This window comes from Actinomycetospora sp. C-140, assembly GCF_054796175.1.
Genome location: NZ_JBTWNF010000024.1, coordinates 93,839 through 107,622, shown reverse-complemented (window position 1 = coordinate 107,622; position 13,784 = coordinate 93,839). Strand labels below are relative to the sequence as shown.

General features: G+C 75.3%; 12 protein-coding genes. 5 read left to right on the top strand and 7 right to left on the bottom strand.

The window, feature by feature from the left end; translation table 11 throughout:
* Positions 1-14 precede the first annotated feature (14 nt).
* Together ACR9E3_RS29575 and sthA are read right to left on the bottom strand one after the other, a co-directional pair.
* Positions 15-1,178, bottom strand: a complete 1,164-nt coding sequence (locus ACR9E3_RS29575; RefSeq protein WP_460384464.1) for an aminotransferase class V-fold PLP-dependent enzyme — start codon at positions 1,176-1,178, stop codon at positions 15-17.
* Positions 1,156-2,616, bottom strand: coding sequence for a Si-specific NAD(P)(+) transhydrogenase (gene sthA / locus ACR9E3_RS29570; protein WP_460384469.1), 1,461 nt, complete (start codon positions 2,614-2,616; stop codon positions 1,156-1,158). The genes ACR9E3_RS29575 and sthA overlap by 23 nt, the downstream gene beginning before the upstream one ends.
* A gap of 140 nt (positions 2,617-2,756) precedes the next feature.
* On the opposite strand from sthA, the gene ACR9E3_RS29565 reads away from it, so the two are divergent.
* On the top strand, positions 2,757-3,848 hold the full coding sequence (locus tag ACR9E3_RS29565) for a DUF4192 domain-containing protein (protein ID WP_460384462.1): 1,092 nt from the start codon (positions 2,757-2,759) through the stop codon (positions 3,846-3,848).
* Positions 3,849-3,854: 6 nt separating this feature from the next.
* Here the strand turns inward: ACR9E3_RS29565 and ACR9E3_RS29560 are convergent, their stop codons facing one another.
* Genes ACR9E3_RS29560 through ACR9E3_RS29550 form a run of 3 tightly spaced genes read right to left on the bottom strand, consistent with a single transcriptional unit; the run spans position 3,855 to position 6,310 of the window.
* Positions 3,855-4,547: an HAD hydrolase-like protein gene (locus tag ACR9E3_RS29560; protein ID WP_460384461.1), complete on the bottom strand. Its 693-nt coding sequence runs from the start codon at positions 4,545-4,547 to the stop codon at positions 3,855-3,857.
* Positions 4,517-5,527, bottom strand: a complete 1,011-nt coding sequence (gene galE / locus ACR9E3_RS29555) for a UDP-glucose 4-epimerase GalE (protein WP_460384459.1) — start codon at positions 5,525-5,527, stop codon at positions 4,517-4,519. The genes ACR9E3_RS29560 and galE overlap by 31 nt, the downstream gene beginning before the upstream one ends.
* 57 nt (positions 5,528-5,584) lie before the next feature.
* Positions 5,585-6,310 carry a metal-dependent transcriptional regulator gene (locus tag ACR9E3_RS29550; RefSeq protein WP_460384458.1) on the bottom strand — a complete coding sequence of 242 codons (726 nt, stop codon included), beginning with the start codon at positions 6,308-6,310 and terminating at the stop codon, positions 5,585-5,587.
* Positions 6,311-6,395: 85 nt separating this feature from the next.
* Between ACR9E3_RS29550 and ACR9E3_RS29545 the strand changes: the two genes are divergently transcribed.
* The 4 genes from ACR9E3_RS29545 (at position 6,396) to ACR9E3_RS29530 (ending at position 11,969) form a co-directional block, all read left to right on the top strand.
* Positions 6,396-7,316 (top strand): sulfurtransferase, encoded by a 921-nt coding sequence (locus tag ACR9E3_RS29545; RefSeq protein ID WP_460384457.1) that lies wholly within the window; start codon positions 6,396-6,398, stop codon positions 7,314-7,316.
* Between the two features lie 22 nt (positions 7,317-7,338).
* On the top strand, positions 7,339-8,538 hold the full coding sequence (locus tag ACR9E3_RS29540; RefSeq protein ID WP_460384455.1) for an acetoin utilization protein AcuC: 1,200 nt from the start codon (positions 7,339-7,341) through the stop codon (positions 8,536-8,538).
* A 33-nt stretch (positions 8,539-8,571) separates the two neighbouring features.
* Positions 8,572-11,325, top strand: a complete 2,754-nt coding sequence (locus ACR9E3_RS29535) for a bifunctional acetate--CoA ligase family protein/GNAT family N-acetyltransferase (protein WP_460384454.1) — start codon at positions 8,572-8,574, stop codon at positions 11,323-11,325.
* Between the two features lie 137 nt (positions 11,326-11,462).
* The gene (locus ACR9E3_RS29530) at positions 11,463-11,969 is read left to right on the top strand and encodes a hypothetical protein (RefSeq protein ID WP_460384453.1); all 507 of its coding nucleotides are present in this window, start codon (positions 11,463-11,465) and stop codon (positions 11,967-11,969) included.
* 231 nt (positions 11,970-12,200) lie between these two features.
* On the opposite strand, the gene ACR9E3_RS29525 is transcribed toward ACR9E3_RS29530, so the two are convergent.
* Both ACR9E3_RS29525 and dtd read right to left on the bottom strand, forming a co-directional pair.
* Entirely contained in the window at positions 12,201-13,196 is a 996-nt protein-coding gene (locus ACR9E3_RS29525) for a sigma-70 family RNA polymerase sigma factor (protein ID WP_285649824.1), read from the bottom strand.
* A 155-nt stretch (positions 13,197-13,351) separates the two neighbouring features.
* Complete coding sequence (gene dtd / locus ACR9E3_RS29520; RefSeq protein WP_460384452.1) at positions 13,352-13,777, bottom strand: D-aminoacyl-tRNA deacylase; 426 nt, start codon at positions 13,775-13,777, stop codon at positions 13,352-13,354.
* Between the last annotated feature and the right edge of the window lie 7 nt (positions 13,778-13,784).

Here is a 13,784-nt window from a genome sequence, read left to right as displayed (position 1 = left end):
ACCCCGTACGACGTTCAGCCCAGCACGGCGGTGAGCTCCCGGGCCGCGGTGCGGGCGTCGTCGACGGTGACGTAGGGCGCCGCGAAGCCGAAGCGCAGCAGGTCCGGGGGCCGGGCGTCGACGACGACGCCGCGCCGGGCCAGGGCCGCGCACCGGGCCTCGGCGTCGGGCACGCGCACCGCGACGTGCCCGCCGCGGCGGCCGTGCTCCCGCGGGGTGACGACGTCGACGCCGGCCGGCAGCGCCGCGAGGAAGGCGTCGCCCAGGGCCAGGGAGGCGGCCCGGATACCGGTGAGCTCGGGGGCGTCGGGGTCGTCGAACACCCAGAGCGCCCCGTCGAGGGCGAGCATCGAGAGCATCGGCGGGGTCCCCACCCGGAGCCGTGCGACACCGGGTGCGGGCGTCCACTCCTCGGTCATCCCGAACGGGTCGGCGTGGCCCGTCCAGCCGGTCAGCGGCGGGTCGAGGGCGTCGTGGTGGCGAACGGCGACGTAGGCGAACGCGGGGGCGCCCGGCCCGCCGTTGAGGTACTTGTACGTGCAGCCGACGGCGAGGTCGACGCCGAGGGCGTCGAGGGCGACGGGCATCGCGCCGACGGCGTGCGAGAGGTCGGCGACCACGACCGCGCCCGCGGCGTGGGCGCGCTCGACCACGGCGCCGAGGTCCCAGCGCTCCCCGGTCCGGAAGTCCACCGCGGGCACGGCCACGACGGCGGTGTCGGCGTCCGGCGCCATCGCTTGCGGCGAGGACGTCACCAGCCGGAGTCCCGTCAGACGCGCCACCGACGCGGCGAGGTAGCGGTCGGTGGGGAAGTGGCCGGCGTCGGAGAGCAGCACCGAACGTCCCGGCCGCAGCCGCGCGGCGGCGACGAGCGCGCCGAAGAGCTGCACCGACGTCGAGTCGCCGACGACGGTCTGCCCCGGCGCGGCCCCGACCAGCGCACCCACCCGGTCGCCGAGGCGTTGCGGCGTCGCCCACCAGCCGCAGTCCTCCCAGCCGGCCACCCCCACCCGGGCCCACTGGTCGTCGACGGCCGACAGCACCGCGTCCCGGGCCGCCCGCGGCTGTGCGCCCAGCGAGTTGCCCGCGAGGTAGACCGCGTCGGACCCGTCGGGCGCCCGCGGCAGGGAGAACCGCGAGCGCGCCCAGCCGGGCTCAGGCGAACTGCTCGAGGGCACGGATCTTGTTCGTGGCGTCGAGCGCGGCGACCTTGTAGGCCTCGGAGAGCGTCGGGTAGTTCAGCACCGCGTCGACCAGGTAGTCGACGGTGCCGCCGCACCCCATGATCGCCTGGCCGATGTGCACCAGCTCCGTGGCCGACGTGCCGAACACGTGCACGCCGAGCAGCGCGTGGGTCTCGGGGGAGACCAGGAGCTTGAGCATCCCGTAGTCGTCGCCGACGATCTGGCCGCGGGCGAGCTCGCGGTAGCGCGAGATGCCGACCTCGTACGGGACCGACTTCTCGGTCAGCTCGGCCTCGGTCGCGCCGCAGTAGCTGACCTCCGGGATCGTGTAGATCCCGTACGGCGACACGTCGGTCATGGAGTGCACGGGCTCGCCGAACGCGTGGTACGCCGCCTGCCGCCCCTGCTCCATCGAGGTCGCCGCGAGCGCGGGGAAGCCGATCACGTCGCCGACGGCGTAGATGTGCGGCACCACCGTGCGGTAGTGCTCGTCGACCTTGATGCGCCCCCGCGCGTCGGCCTCGAGGCCCGCGCGCTCGACCCGGATCTCGTCGGTGACGCCCTGGCGCCCCGCCGAGTACATGACCGTCTCGGCCGGGATCTTCTTGCCCGACGCCAGCCGCGTCACGGTGCCGCGGTCGGAGACCGAGACCCCGGCGACCTCCTCGCCGAACCGGAAGGTCACCGCCAGGTCCCGCAGGTGGAACTTCAGCGACTCGACGACCTCGGCGTCGCAGAAGTCGAGCATCTGCGGCCGCTTCTCGACGACGGTGACGCGGGTGCCGAGCGCGGCGAACATGGACGCGTACTCGATGCCGATCACGCCGGCGCCGACGACGACCATGCTGGCCGGGATCGTGTCCATCGCGAGGATGCCGTCGGAGTCGACGACGCGACGGTCGTCGAACTCCACCTCCGGCGGCCGCGCGGGCCGGGTCCCGGTCGCGACGACGATCCGGTCGGCGGTGACGGCCTGGTGCTCGCCGCGGCGCTCGCCGACGACCTCGACCGTGTGCTCGTCGACGAACCGTCCCTCCCCGGAGAGCAGGTCGACGCGGTTGCGCTGCAGCTGCGCCCGGATGACCTCGACCTCGCGGCCGATGACGAAGTGGGTGCGGGCCAGGAGGTCCTGGACGGTGATGTCCTGCTTGACGCGGTAGCTCTCGCCGTAGAGCCCGCGCATCGCGTAGCCGGTGAGGTAGAGGACGGCCTCGCGCAGCGTCTTGGACGGGATCGTGCCGGTCTGGGTGCAGACCCCGCCGACCATCCCGCGGCGCTCCACGACCGCGACCCGCTTCCCGAGCTTCGCGGCCGCGATGGCCGCCTTCTGCCCACCAGGGCCCGAGCCCAGGACGAGCAGGTCGTAGTCGCGGCGCGCGGAGGGCGCGGTCTGTTCCGCGTCGTCGGGTGAGGAGTCCGTCGCGGGATCCACCGGGTGCACGCGCCCAGCCTCGCCGCCGGTGTCGGCCCGGGCAAGCCGGGCCGGGTGACGGGCGTGCGAACTCCGCCCGAGTTGTCCACAGGCTGCGAATCCGCGGGATCCGTCGGGATCCCCGCTGCGTCGGAACCGGTGTGAGCACCGACCACCGCCCTCGTCCCTCCGGCCCCGCCCGTCGGTCCCGCGCCGGCTCCCCGTCGGTCCGGCTCCGCGTCCACGACCCCGGTGAGCTGATCGCCGCGGTCCCGCCCCTCCTCGGCTTCACGCCCGAGGCCTCGATCGTGCTCGTGGCCGTCCACGGGCGGGGACGTCGCCGCGAGCTCGGCGTCGTGGCACGCGCCGACCTGCCGGCTCCCGGCGACGTCGAGGCGCTGGCGGCGGGGTGCGCCACGCCGGTCGCGTCGAGCGGGCCCCAGGAGGTGGTGGCGATCGTCGTGGCGGAGCCGGCACACGACGACGAGCCGCCCCGGCCGGACGTCGTCGCGGCGGTCGCGGCGGCGTTCGGCGAGCGGGGGATCCCGGTGCGCTCCCGGCTGTGGGTGCCGCGCATCGCCGCCGGCGTCCGGTGGCGGTGCTACCCGCCGTGCGACTGTGCCGGCGCCGTGGCGTCCCCGGACGACTCGCCGCTCGCGGCCGAGATGGCGTGGCGCGGCCGGGTCACCCACGCGTCCCGCGACGAGATGGCGGGCTCGCTGGCGCCCGCGGTCCCGCCGCGGCTGCCCGAGCTGGTCCGCGCCGAGCGGGAGGCGGCCCGGCTCGACCGCGAGCTCGGCGGGCCCGCCGCCGCGCGGCGCGACCTGGCCGCGGTCGTCGCGGCCCGCGACGAGGTCGCCGCGGGCCGGGCCCTCGGTGACGAGGAGCTCGCGCGCCTCGCCGTGGCCCTCGGCGACCCGGGGGTGCGCGACACCGTCATGGGGTGGGCGCTCGATCCGGACGAGGCGGTCGCGGACGCGGCCGAGCGGCTGTGGACGCAGCTGGTCCGGGCGCTGCCGGAGCCCGACGTCGCCGAGCCGGCGATCCTGCTGGCGTGCGCGCTGCTCGTCCGCGGGGGATCGGCGCTGGTGACGGTCGCGCTCGACCGCGCTCTCGCCGCCGATCCGGGACACCGGCTCACCCGGCTGATCGACTCCCTGCTCGCCTCGGGGATGGGTCCCGACGCGCTGCGGACGCTCGTCCGGGAGTCGAGCGCGGAGGCCGCGGCGCAGCTGCGGGGACGGGCCGGATGAGTTCGCTCAGCGGGCGGGGCAGACCGCGGCGAGCTGCTCGAGCAGCTCCCCGAGCGCCGCCGGGGAGTCGACGAGGTGGTCCGCCCCGGCCGCCCGCAGCTCGGCGGCGCCGCCGAAGCCCCAGGTCACGCCCACGGCGGGCAGGTCGTGGGCGTGGGCGCCGTCGACGTCGTGGTGCCGGTCACCGACGAGCGCCACGACCGGCCCGTCGCACGTCTGCAGCGCGAGGTCCACGACGGCGGCCTTGCCGGCCAGCGACCCGTCGAGGGTGGCGCCGAAGACGCCGGCGTCGAACGCCGCGTCGAGCCCGACGTGGCGCAGCACCTCGCGGGCGTAGACGTCCGGCTTGCTCGTGGTGACGGCCGGCCGGTGGCCGGCCGCGGCGAGCCGGGTCAGCATCGCGGGGACGCCGTCGAAGACGGTGACGTCGTAGAGCCCGCCCGCGGCGTACACCTCCCGGTAGACGTCCATCATCGCCTCGGCGGTGGCGGGGTCGTGGCCGAGGACGTCGACGAACGCCTGCGGGAACGGCGGACCGAGCAGCGCGCGCACCTGGTCGGCGTCGGGGCGCGGCACGCCGGCGCCGTCCGCGGCGGCGGCGAGCGAGGCGGCGATGCCGGGCGACGAGTCGACCAGGGTGCCGTCGAGGTCGAAGAGGACCAGCGCGGTCACGAGGTCCGGGAGCGGGCGAACGCCCATGCGTCGGCGACGATGCCGTCGAGGTCGGTGTGGGTGGGCTTCCACCCGAGGTCGGCCTGCGCCCGGGCCGAGGAGGCCACGAGCACACCGGGGTCGCCCGCCCGCCGGGGCGCCACCCGCGCCGGGATGGGGTGCCCGGTGACCCGGCGGCAGGCCTCGATCACCTCGAGCACCGAGAACCCGGTGCCGTTGCCGAGGTTGCAGACGAGGTGACCGCCGGCCGGCCCGTCGCCCCGGGCCAGCAGATCCAGCGCGAGGAGGTGGGCGTCGGCGAGGTCGTCGACGTGGATGTAGTCGCGCACGCAGGTGCCGTCCGCGGTGGGCCAGTCGTCGCCGTAGACCGCGATCTCGTCGCGCTGCCCGAGCGCGACCTGGAGCACGAGCGGGATGAGGTGGGTCTCGACCGTGTGCCGCTCGCCGAGGGCCGGGACTCCGGTGGCGCCCGAGGTGCCCGTGTGCGCGCCCGCGACGTTGAAGTAGCGCAGGCTCACCGCCCGGAACTCCCCGTCCGCGGCCGCCGCGTAGGTGCCGATCGCGTGGTCGACGGCGAGCTTGGTGGCGCCGTAGGTGTTGGTGGGCCGCGTCGGCGCGTCCTCGGTGATCGGCGAGGTCTCGGGCTCGCCGTACGTCGCCGCGGTCGACGAGAACACCAGGCGGGGTACGCGGTGGCGGCGCAGGGCGTCGAGCAGGGCGATCGTGGTGACGACGTTGCCGTGCCAGTACTTCGCGGGCTTCTCGGTCGACTCGCCGACCAGGGAGCGCGCCGCGCAGTGGATCACGCCGTCGACGTCACCCCCGCCGAGCACGTCGTCGGCCGTCTCGGCGACGTCGCCCACCACGAGGCGGACCCCGTCGGGCACGGCGTCGCGGTGGCCCGTCGACAGGTCGTCGACGACCACCACGTCGTGCCCCGCGTCCAGCAGGTGCCGCGCGCACACGCTGCCGACGTATCCCGCCCCGCCCGTGACCACCAACGTCATGACCGTCAGTGTGCCGGGCGGAGCCGGGCCCGCCCGGTGCGGGGGCGTGCGGAGGGGCTACTGCGCGCGCACCAGCACGGCGTGGGCGACGAGCGGGTCGACCGAGGCGTTGGCGCCCTTGTGCCCGACCCCGACCGCGTCGCCGAAGCGCGGGATCGCCACGACGTCGACGTCGCTGCCCGGCAGGACGCCCGCACTCTTGAGGTCGGCCATCAGCCGCTCGTTGAGCTGGATGTGCTCGGCGATCCGGCGCACCTCGACCTTGCCGCCGCCGCTGCGGGCGAACTCGTCGAGCCGCACGAGGCCGGCCTCGTCGGGGGTGGGCGTGCGGGCGGGGGCGGTGACCTCGGGGTCGGCCTCGTTGCCCCGCAGGTACTCGAGACCGGGGATGGGGTTGCCGTACGGGGAGACCGAGGGCTCGCCGAGCAGCGTGAAGAGCTTGCGCTCGACGGCGTCGCTCATGACGTGCTCCCAGCGGCACGCCTCGACGTGGACGTGCTCCCACTCGAGGCCGATGACGTTGACGAGCAGCAGCTCGGCGAGGCGGTGCTTGCGCATGACGGCGACGGCCTTGGCGCGGCCGCCGGGGGTGAGCTCGAGGTGGCGGTCGCCGGCCACGTGGACGAGACCGTCGCGCTCCATGCGCGCGACGGTCTGGCTCACCGTGGGCCCGCTCTGCTCCAGACGCTCGGCGATGCGGGCTCGCAGGGGGACGACCCCTTCCTCCTCGAGCTCGTAGATCGTCCGGAGATACATCTCGGTGGTGTCGATGAGGTCGTTCATGCCCACCCCTTTCCGCCACGCCATCCTACCGACGAGATCGGACACCGGACGGCGGAGACGCCGTGCGGCAGGGCACGATCGCAGCATGGCCACCTCGCCGGGTCCACTACCCACCCCCGTCGTGCCCGTCGCCTGGCTCCGCGATGCCCTCGGGCGCGAGGAGGGGCGCCCGGTGGTGCTCGACGTGCGGTGGACGCTGCGGCCGCCGCCGAAGAACGCCAAGGAGCGCAAGGCGGCGGCGCGGGAGGACCCGCCCGGCCTCGTCGAGCACGACGCCGGCCACGTCCCCGGGGCGGTCTACGTCGACCTCGACACCGAGCTCGCCGGCCCGCCCGGCCCGGCCGGGCGCCACCCGCTGCCCGATCCCGACGTCCTCGAGGAGACGCTCCAGCGCGCCGGCGCCGACCGCGGCGGCGAGATCGTCGTCTACGACGGCGGCGACGGGATGGCGGCGGCGCGGGCGTGGTGGGTGCTGCGCTGGGCCGGCCTGCCCCACGACCGGGTCGCGGTGCTCGACGGCGGCTTCCCGGCGTGGGTGGCGGCCGGCGGCGAGGTCACCACCACCGGCACCGGCGTCCGCCGGCCGGGCAGCCTGCAGATCACGACCGGCTCGATGCCGGTGCTCACCGCGGACGACGCCGCGGGCGTCGCCGGGTCGGGGGAGGCCGTCCTGCTCGACGGGCGGGCGCCCGAGCGCTTCCGCGGCGAGACCGAGCCGCTGGACCCGGTCGCGGGCCACGTCCCGGGCGCGGCGAACGCGCCGGCGGCGGCGCTCGTCGCCGACGGGCACTGGCGCGACCCCGAGGGCGCCGCGGAGGTGCTGCGCCCGCTCGTGGACGGGGCCGGCACGGTCGGCGCCTACTGCGGGTCGGGCGTCAGCGCGGCGATGCTCGTGCTCGGGCTCGAGCACGCGGGGCTGCGCCCACCCGAGGATCCCGCCGGCCTCTACGTCGGCAGCTGGTCGCACTGGTGCGGGACGGGGCGGCCGGTCGAGACCGGGGCGTGACCGCGGCCGGTACGGTCGGGGCGTGACGAGCTCCGGGGTGCCGACGGTGGATCCGGCCCGCGTGGCCGTCGTGTGGGACGAGAGCCTGCTCGGCTACAAGCTCTCCGAGGACCACCCGCTGCACCCCGTCCGGCTGGACCTCACGATGCGCCTCGCGCGCACGCTCGGCGTGCTCGAGGGGATCGAGCCGATGGTGCCGACGCCGGCGCCCGACGCGGAGGTCGAGCGCATCCACCTGGCCTCCTACCTGGAGGCCGTCCGGCGGGCGCCCACCGGTGGCGACGACCCGGTCCATCAGCTCGGGACCACCGACAACCCGATCTTCGAGGGCATGCACGAGGCCAGCGCGCTCGTGTGCGGCGGGTCGATCGCCGCCGCCCGCGAGATCGCCGAGGGCCGCGCCGACCGCGCGGTGAACATCGCCGGCGGCCTGCACCACGCCATGGCCGACCACGCCTGGGGCTTCTGCGTCTACAACGACTGCGCCGTCGCGATCTCGTGGCTGCTCGACCACGGCTACGAGCGCATCTGCTACATCGACACCGACGTCCACCACGGCGACGGCGTGCAGAAGGCGTTCTACGACGACGACCGCGTGCTGACGATCTCGATGCACCAGCACCCGCGCACCCTGTGGCCCGGCACCGGGTTCGCCTCGGAGCTGGGTGCGGGCGCCGCGTCCGGGTCCGCGGTCAACCTCGCCCTGCCGCCCGGCACGCGCGACGCCGGCTGGCTGCGGGCCTTCCACGCCGTCGTCCCGGGCCTGCTGCGGGCGTTCCGGCCCCAGATCCTGGTCACCCAGTGCGGCGTGGACACCCACCACGAGGACCCGCTGGCCGAGCTGTCGCTCTCGGTCGACGGCCACCGCGCGATCTACCAGAGCCTGCGGCGGCTCGCGGCCGAGCACAGCGACGGCAAGTGGCTCGCCCTCGGCGGCGGGGGCTACGGCCTCTTCCGGGCCGTGCCGCGCTCGTGGACGCACCTGCTCGCGACGGTCCTCGACCGCGACGTCGAGCCGCACCGCCCGATCCCGGCGGACTGGACCTCCTACGCGACGGAGAAGACCCGCCGTCCGCTGCCGACCTCGATGACCGAGGAGGCCCCGACGGACTTCGAGCCGTGGGGCGGCTTCACCGAGGTCGAGGTCGACCCGTTCCTGCTCGAGACGCGGCGCGCGGTGTTCCCGCTGCACGGTCTCGACCCCGCGGACAGCCGTGACTGACCCGCGGGCACACCGATCCCCCTGGGGCTGTCGATGACCGAGTCGACGACCGAGTCGACGACCGAGACGGCTGACCCCGACGCGGCCACCGCGGAGGTCCGCGCGGTCCCCGACGCGCCCTATCCGGCGCACTGGGAGGCCGACGTCGTCGCCTCCGACGGGGCGACCGCGCACCTGCGGCCCATCTCGGCCGACGACGCGGACGCCGTCGTCGCGTTCCACGGGCAGCTCTCGGACCGCACCCGCTACTTCCGCTACTTCAGCCCCTACCCGCACATCCCCGAGCGCGACCTCAAGAACTTCGTCGAGGTCGACCACCACGACCGCGTCGCGCTCGTGCTCTGGCTGGGCAGGGAGATCATCGCGATCGGGCGCTACGTGCGGCTCGCGCAGTCGTCGGCCGCCGAGGTCGCGTTCGTCGTCCGCGACGACCACCAGGGCCGCGGCCTGGGCTCGATCCTCCTGGAGCACCTCGCGGCCGCGGCGCGGGAGTGCGGCCTGACGCGCTTCGTCGCCGAGGTCCTCACCGAGAACCACCAGATGGTGCGGGTCTTCCGCGACGCCGGGTTCGAGGTCAGCCGGGCCCTGGAGGGCTCGACGCTGCACCTGGAGTTCGACGTCGCGTCGACCTCGCGGGCCCGGGAGGTCCAGCACGCCCGCGAGCAGCGCGCCGAGGCCCGCAGCGTGGCGAACGTCCTCTCGCCGCGCTCGGTCGCGGTCGTCGGCGCCTCGCCGGACGAGACGAAGATCGGCCACGTCGTCCTGGCGAACCTGCTGCGCGGCCGGTTCACCGGGCCCGTCTACCCGGTCCACCCGGAGGCACGCTCGGTGCGCGGGGTGCGGGCGTACCCGACCGTCACCGACATCCCCGACGACGTCGACCTCGCGGTGCTGGCGGTGCCGCCGGACGAGGTGCCGGGCGTGTTCGACGCCTGCCTCTCGAAGGGCGTGCGCGCGCTCGTCGTCATCACCTCGGGTTTCGGCGAGACCGGGCCCAGCGGGCTCGCCGCCCAGCGCGAGCTGGTCACCGACGCCCGCGCGAACGGGATGCGGGTCGTCGGCCCGAGCGCGCTCGGCGTGGTGAACCTCGCCGAGGACGTGTCGCTGAACGCCTCCCTGGCGCCGGTGCTGCCCCCGCCGGGCCGCGTCGGGTTCTTCTGCCAGTCCGGCGCGCTCGGCATCCAGATCCTGGCCGCGGCCGCGGACCGCCGTCTCGGGCTGTCGTCGTTCGTCTCGGCCGGCAACCGTGCCGACCTGTCGGGCAACGACCTCATGCAGTACTGGGACACCGACCCCGACACCGACGTCGTGCTGCTCTACCTCGAGACCTTCGGCAACCCGCGCAAGTTCGCCCGCGTCGCCCGCCGGCTGGCCCGGCAGAAGCCCGTCGTCGCGGTGAAGAGCGGGCGCCACGTCGCCGCCGCGCCCGGGCTGGCCGCCAGCACCCAGCCGATCGACGAGGCCGCGGTGGCGGCGGTGTTCGACCAGTCCGGGGTCATCCGGGTCGACTCCGTCGACGAGCTCTTCGACGCCGCCCAGCTGCTGGCCCACCAGCCGCTGCCACCGGGCCCGCGCGTCGGGATCGTCGGCAACTCGACCGCGCTCGGCGTGCTCGCCGCCGACGTCGTCCTGGCCCAGGGGCTCTTCCTGGCCCGCGACCCGGTCGATCTGGGCACGGCCAGCGGCGCCGAGGAGCTGCGCGAGGCGGTCACCGACCTGCTCACCGACGACCAGTGCGACGCCCTCGTCGTCGTCTTCGTCCCGGCGGTGACCACCGACCCGACCGACCACGCCCAGGCCCTCGCCGACGCCGTCCGCGGCGCCGACAAGCCGGTGGTCTCGACGTTCCTGGCGTCCGAGGGCGTGCCCGAGGTGCTGACGGTGCGCGCCGAGGAGGACGGCCGGGGCAACGGCCACGGCGGCGAGCACCACGACGCCGGCCCCCAGCGGGGCAGCATCCCGTCCTACCCGAGCCCGGAGCGCGCGGTCCTCGCGCTGGCCAGGGCGGTGCGCTACACGCAGTGGCGCTCGCGCCCCGTCGGCGACTTCGTCGTCCCCTCCGACGTCGACGTCGACGCCGCGCGGGCGTTCGTCGACGAGCTCGCGCCCGCACCGCGCACCCTGCTCTCCGACGAGCAGGCCGACGCCCTGTTGCGCTGCGTCGGCGTCGTCGTCGCCCCGTTCCGGCGGGTGCGCTCCGCCGACGACGCGGTCGCCGCGGCCCAGGAGCTGGGCGGCGCGGTGGTGCTCAAGACCGCCGACCGCCGGTGGCGCCACCGCACCGACCTGCGCGGGGTGCACGTGGGCCTGACTGAGTCCTCGGCGATCGCGAGCGCCTACGAGCAGCTCGTCGACCTGTCGGGCTCGGACGAGGTCTACGTCCAGGTCCAGGCGCCGCCCGGCATCCCGTGCGTGGTGGAGATCCGCGACGACCCGTCGTTCGGGTCGCTGGTGTCGTTCGGCCTCGCGGGCGTGGTGGGGGAGCTGCTGGGCGACCGCGCCTACCGCGCCACCCCGCTGTCGACCATGGACGCCGCGACGCTCGTGCGCGCGCCCCGCGCCGCGCCGCTGCTCGACGGCTACCGGGGTGCACGGCGCGCGGACCTGCCGGCGCTCGAGGACCTCGTGCTGCGGATCGGCGTGCTCGCCGACGCCGTGCCCGAGATCCGGTCGCTCGTGCTCGACCCGGTGCTGGCCGCGGACCGCGGCGCCCACCCCACCGGCGTCACCGTCACCCTCGGCCCGCCGCCGGGTCCCCGCGACGCCGGTCCCCGCCGCCTGCGCTGAGGTGCGCCTCCGGCGCACGTGAGCACTTCGGAGTGCCGGAGCACTCCGAAGTGCTCACGAGCGCGGAGCGCACCATCGAAGGAGTGACCGCGTCGCGGGCGCGCACAGGGACGGTCCGCCCTACGGTCGGAGGGACCATGCGCCGCGCACCGATGCTCCCGACGACCCTGCGCCTCGGCCTGCTCACGGCGATCGTGCTGCTGGCCACGGGGTGCGGGTCGGGCGGCTCGCCGGAACAGCCCCCGTCGTCCCCGGGCGTCCCGCCGACCATCCCGACGGGTGCGCCGCCGCCGTCCAACCGCCCGGCGCCCGCGACGCCCGACCCGCTCGTCGCCACGCCGCCGGCGGGGGCGACCGCCCTGGCGGCGGAGCGCGTCGACGCGACCGCGTTGCCCGTCGGGCTCCCGACGCTCGTGTGGACGCGCGGCGACCGGGTGGTGGGCGTCTACGGCCGCGCCGGCGGGTGCACCGACGCGCGCGTGGAGGTCGTCGAGCAGGGGGCCGACCGGGTGGTGCTGCGCGTGGTGCAGTTCAGCACCGGCCCCGGACCGTGCACGCGCGAGCTCGTGTACCCGCCGCTCGAGGTGACCCTCGACGGGCCGCTGGGGGAGCGCCCGGTGGTCCTCACGGGTGCGGTGCCCTAGGAAAAGCCGGAAGACCGGGCCGGCCCCCGACCGTCCCGGTCTCCCGTCGCCGGCGGGCCGCGTCGCGCGCTGCTCGCCTCGTGGTTGGCCGGACCGGTGCGCTCCACGTGAGTGCGATCACACCCGGCCCGTGTGATTCAGACTGCCGTTACCGGCGAGTCTCCGTCAATGCGAACTTCGGGCGGCCGCAACGTGACCGATCCGGTCACGCTGCGTCCCCGGAGATCCCCGTCAGCTGGCCGCGTAGGCCTTCAGACGGCGCGCCCGGTCGCCGTCGCGGAGCTTGACCATGACCTCGCGCTCGATCTGGCGGACCCGCTCGCGGGAGAGCCCGAACTGGCGTCCGATCTGGTCGAGCGTGCGGGGCTGGCCGTCGTCCAGGCCGTAGCGCAGCCGGATGACGTTCTGCTCGCGCTCGTCGAGCGTCGCGATGACGCGGCGCATGTCGTCGTGGAGCAGACCCGAGATGACCGTCGACTCGGCGTCGGTGGCCTCGGCGTCCTCGATGAAGTCCCCGAGCGGGGCCTCCTCCTCGGAGCCGACCGGCATGTCCAGGCTGACGGGGTCGCGGCTGTGGTCGAGGAGGTCGGCGACCTTCTCCGGCGTCAGCCCCGACTCCTCGGCCAGCTCCTCGTTGGTCGCCTCGCGACCGAGGGTCTGGTGCATGTCGCGCTTGATGCGGGCCAGCTTGTTGACCTGCTCGACCAGGTGGACGGGCAGGCGGATGGTGCGGGCCTGGTCGGCCATGCCGCGGGTGATGGCCTGGCGGATCCACCACGTGGCGTAGGTCGAGAACTTGAAGCCCTTGGTGTAGTCGAACTTCTCGACCGCGCGGATCAGACCGAGGTTGCCCTCCTGGATGAGGTCCAGCAGCGGCATGCCGCGGCCGGTGTAGCGCTTGGCCAGCGAGACGACCAGGCGCAGGTTGGCCTCGAGCAGGTGGGCACGGGCGCGGCGGCCGTCGCGGGCCACGGCCCGGAGGTCGGCGGCGCGCTGGCCGTCCATGTCCGCGGAGTCCTCGAGCAGGTGCGCGGCGTAGACGCCCGCCTCGATGCGCTTGGCGAGCTCCACCTCGTCGGCGGCCGTCAGGAGCGCGGTCTTTCCGATACCGTTGAGGTAGACGCGGACGAGGTCCGCCGCAGGGCCCTGGGCGTCGAGATCGCTCTCAGCAGGCCCGGCGGGCACGGCCGCCTCGGGGCCGGTCTGCGGTGCGAGTGTCGCCGTCATTGCTTCCTCCCTGCGCGGCGCGAAGGTGCTGGGGCGCCGCGTCATCTGGTCGAACGCGTCGGGGGCGGCGTTCGTTCCCGAACTGGGATACAACGGAGGGGTAGCCCGATGTGGCGTGCCTGACGCATGGCACGCGCCACCCGGAGGCAACTCCGTCAGATCTCCACCAGCACGGTGAACGGGCCGTCGTTGACCGACTCAACGCGCATGTCGGCGCCGAACTTCCCGGTGGCGACGCTCGCCCCGCGCCCCCGCAGCGCGGCCACGACGGCGTCGACGGCGTCGTGCGCGACGGCGGGCGGCGCGGCCGCCGACCACGAGGGCCGGCGGCCTTTGCGGGTGTCGCCGTAGAGGGTGAACTGGCTGACCACGAGCAGCCCAGCGCCGGTCTCGGCACACGACTCCTCGTCGCGCAGCAGGCGCATCTCGTGGAGCTTGCGGGCCATCGTGGCCGGCGCGTCGGGGCCGTCGTCGCGGTGCACCCCGAGCAGGACGAGCAGACCGGGCCCGTCGAGCTCCCCGACGACCTCGCCGTCCACCACCACGCGCGCGGACGTCACGCGGCTCACGACGGCTCTCACGGCGCTG

What these genes read in the sequence shown, in the direction of transcription:
- galE (WP_460384459.1), bottom strand. Translation starts at nt 5,527, where the DNA reads ATGACGTTGGTGGTCACGGGCGGGGCGGGATACGTCGGCAGCGTGTGC.
- ACR9E3_RS29545 (WP_460384457.1), top strand. Translation starts at nt 6,396, where the DNA reads ATGGCCACCTCGCCGGGTCCACTACCCACCCCCGTCGTGCCCGTCGCC.
- ACR9E3_RS29550 (WP_460384458.1), bottom strand. Translation starts at nt 6,310, where the DNA reads ATGAACGACCTCATCGACACCACCGAGATGTATCTCCGGACGATCTAC.
- ACR9E3_RS29560 (WP_460384461.1), bottom strand. Translation starts at nt 4,547, where the DNA reads ATGGGCGTTCGCCCGCTCCCGGACCTCGTGACCGCGCTGGTCCTCTTC.
- ACR9E3_RS29530 (WP_460384453.1), top strand. Translation starts at nt 11,463, where the DNA reads ATGCGCCGCGCACCGATGCTCCCGACGACCCTGCGCCTCGGCCTGCTC.
- ACR9E3_RS29535 (WP_460384454.1), top strand. Translation starts at nt 8,572, where the DNA reads ATGACCGAGTCGACGACCGAGTCGACGACCGAGACGGCTGACCCCGAC.
- ACR9E3_RS29525 (WP_285649824.1), bottom strand. Translation starts at nt 13,196, where the DNA reads ATGACGGCGACACTCGCACCGCAGACCGGCCCCGAGGCGGCCGTGCCC.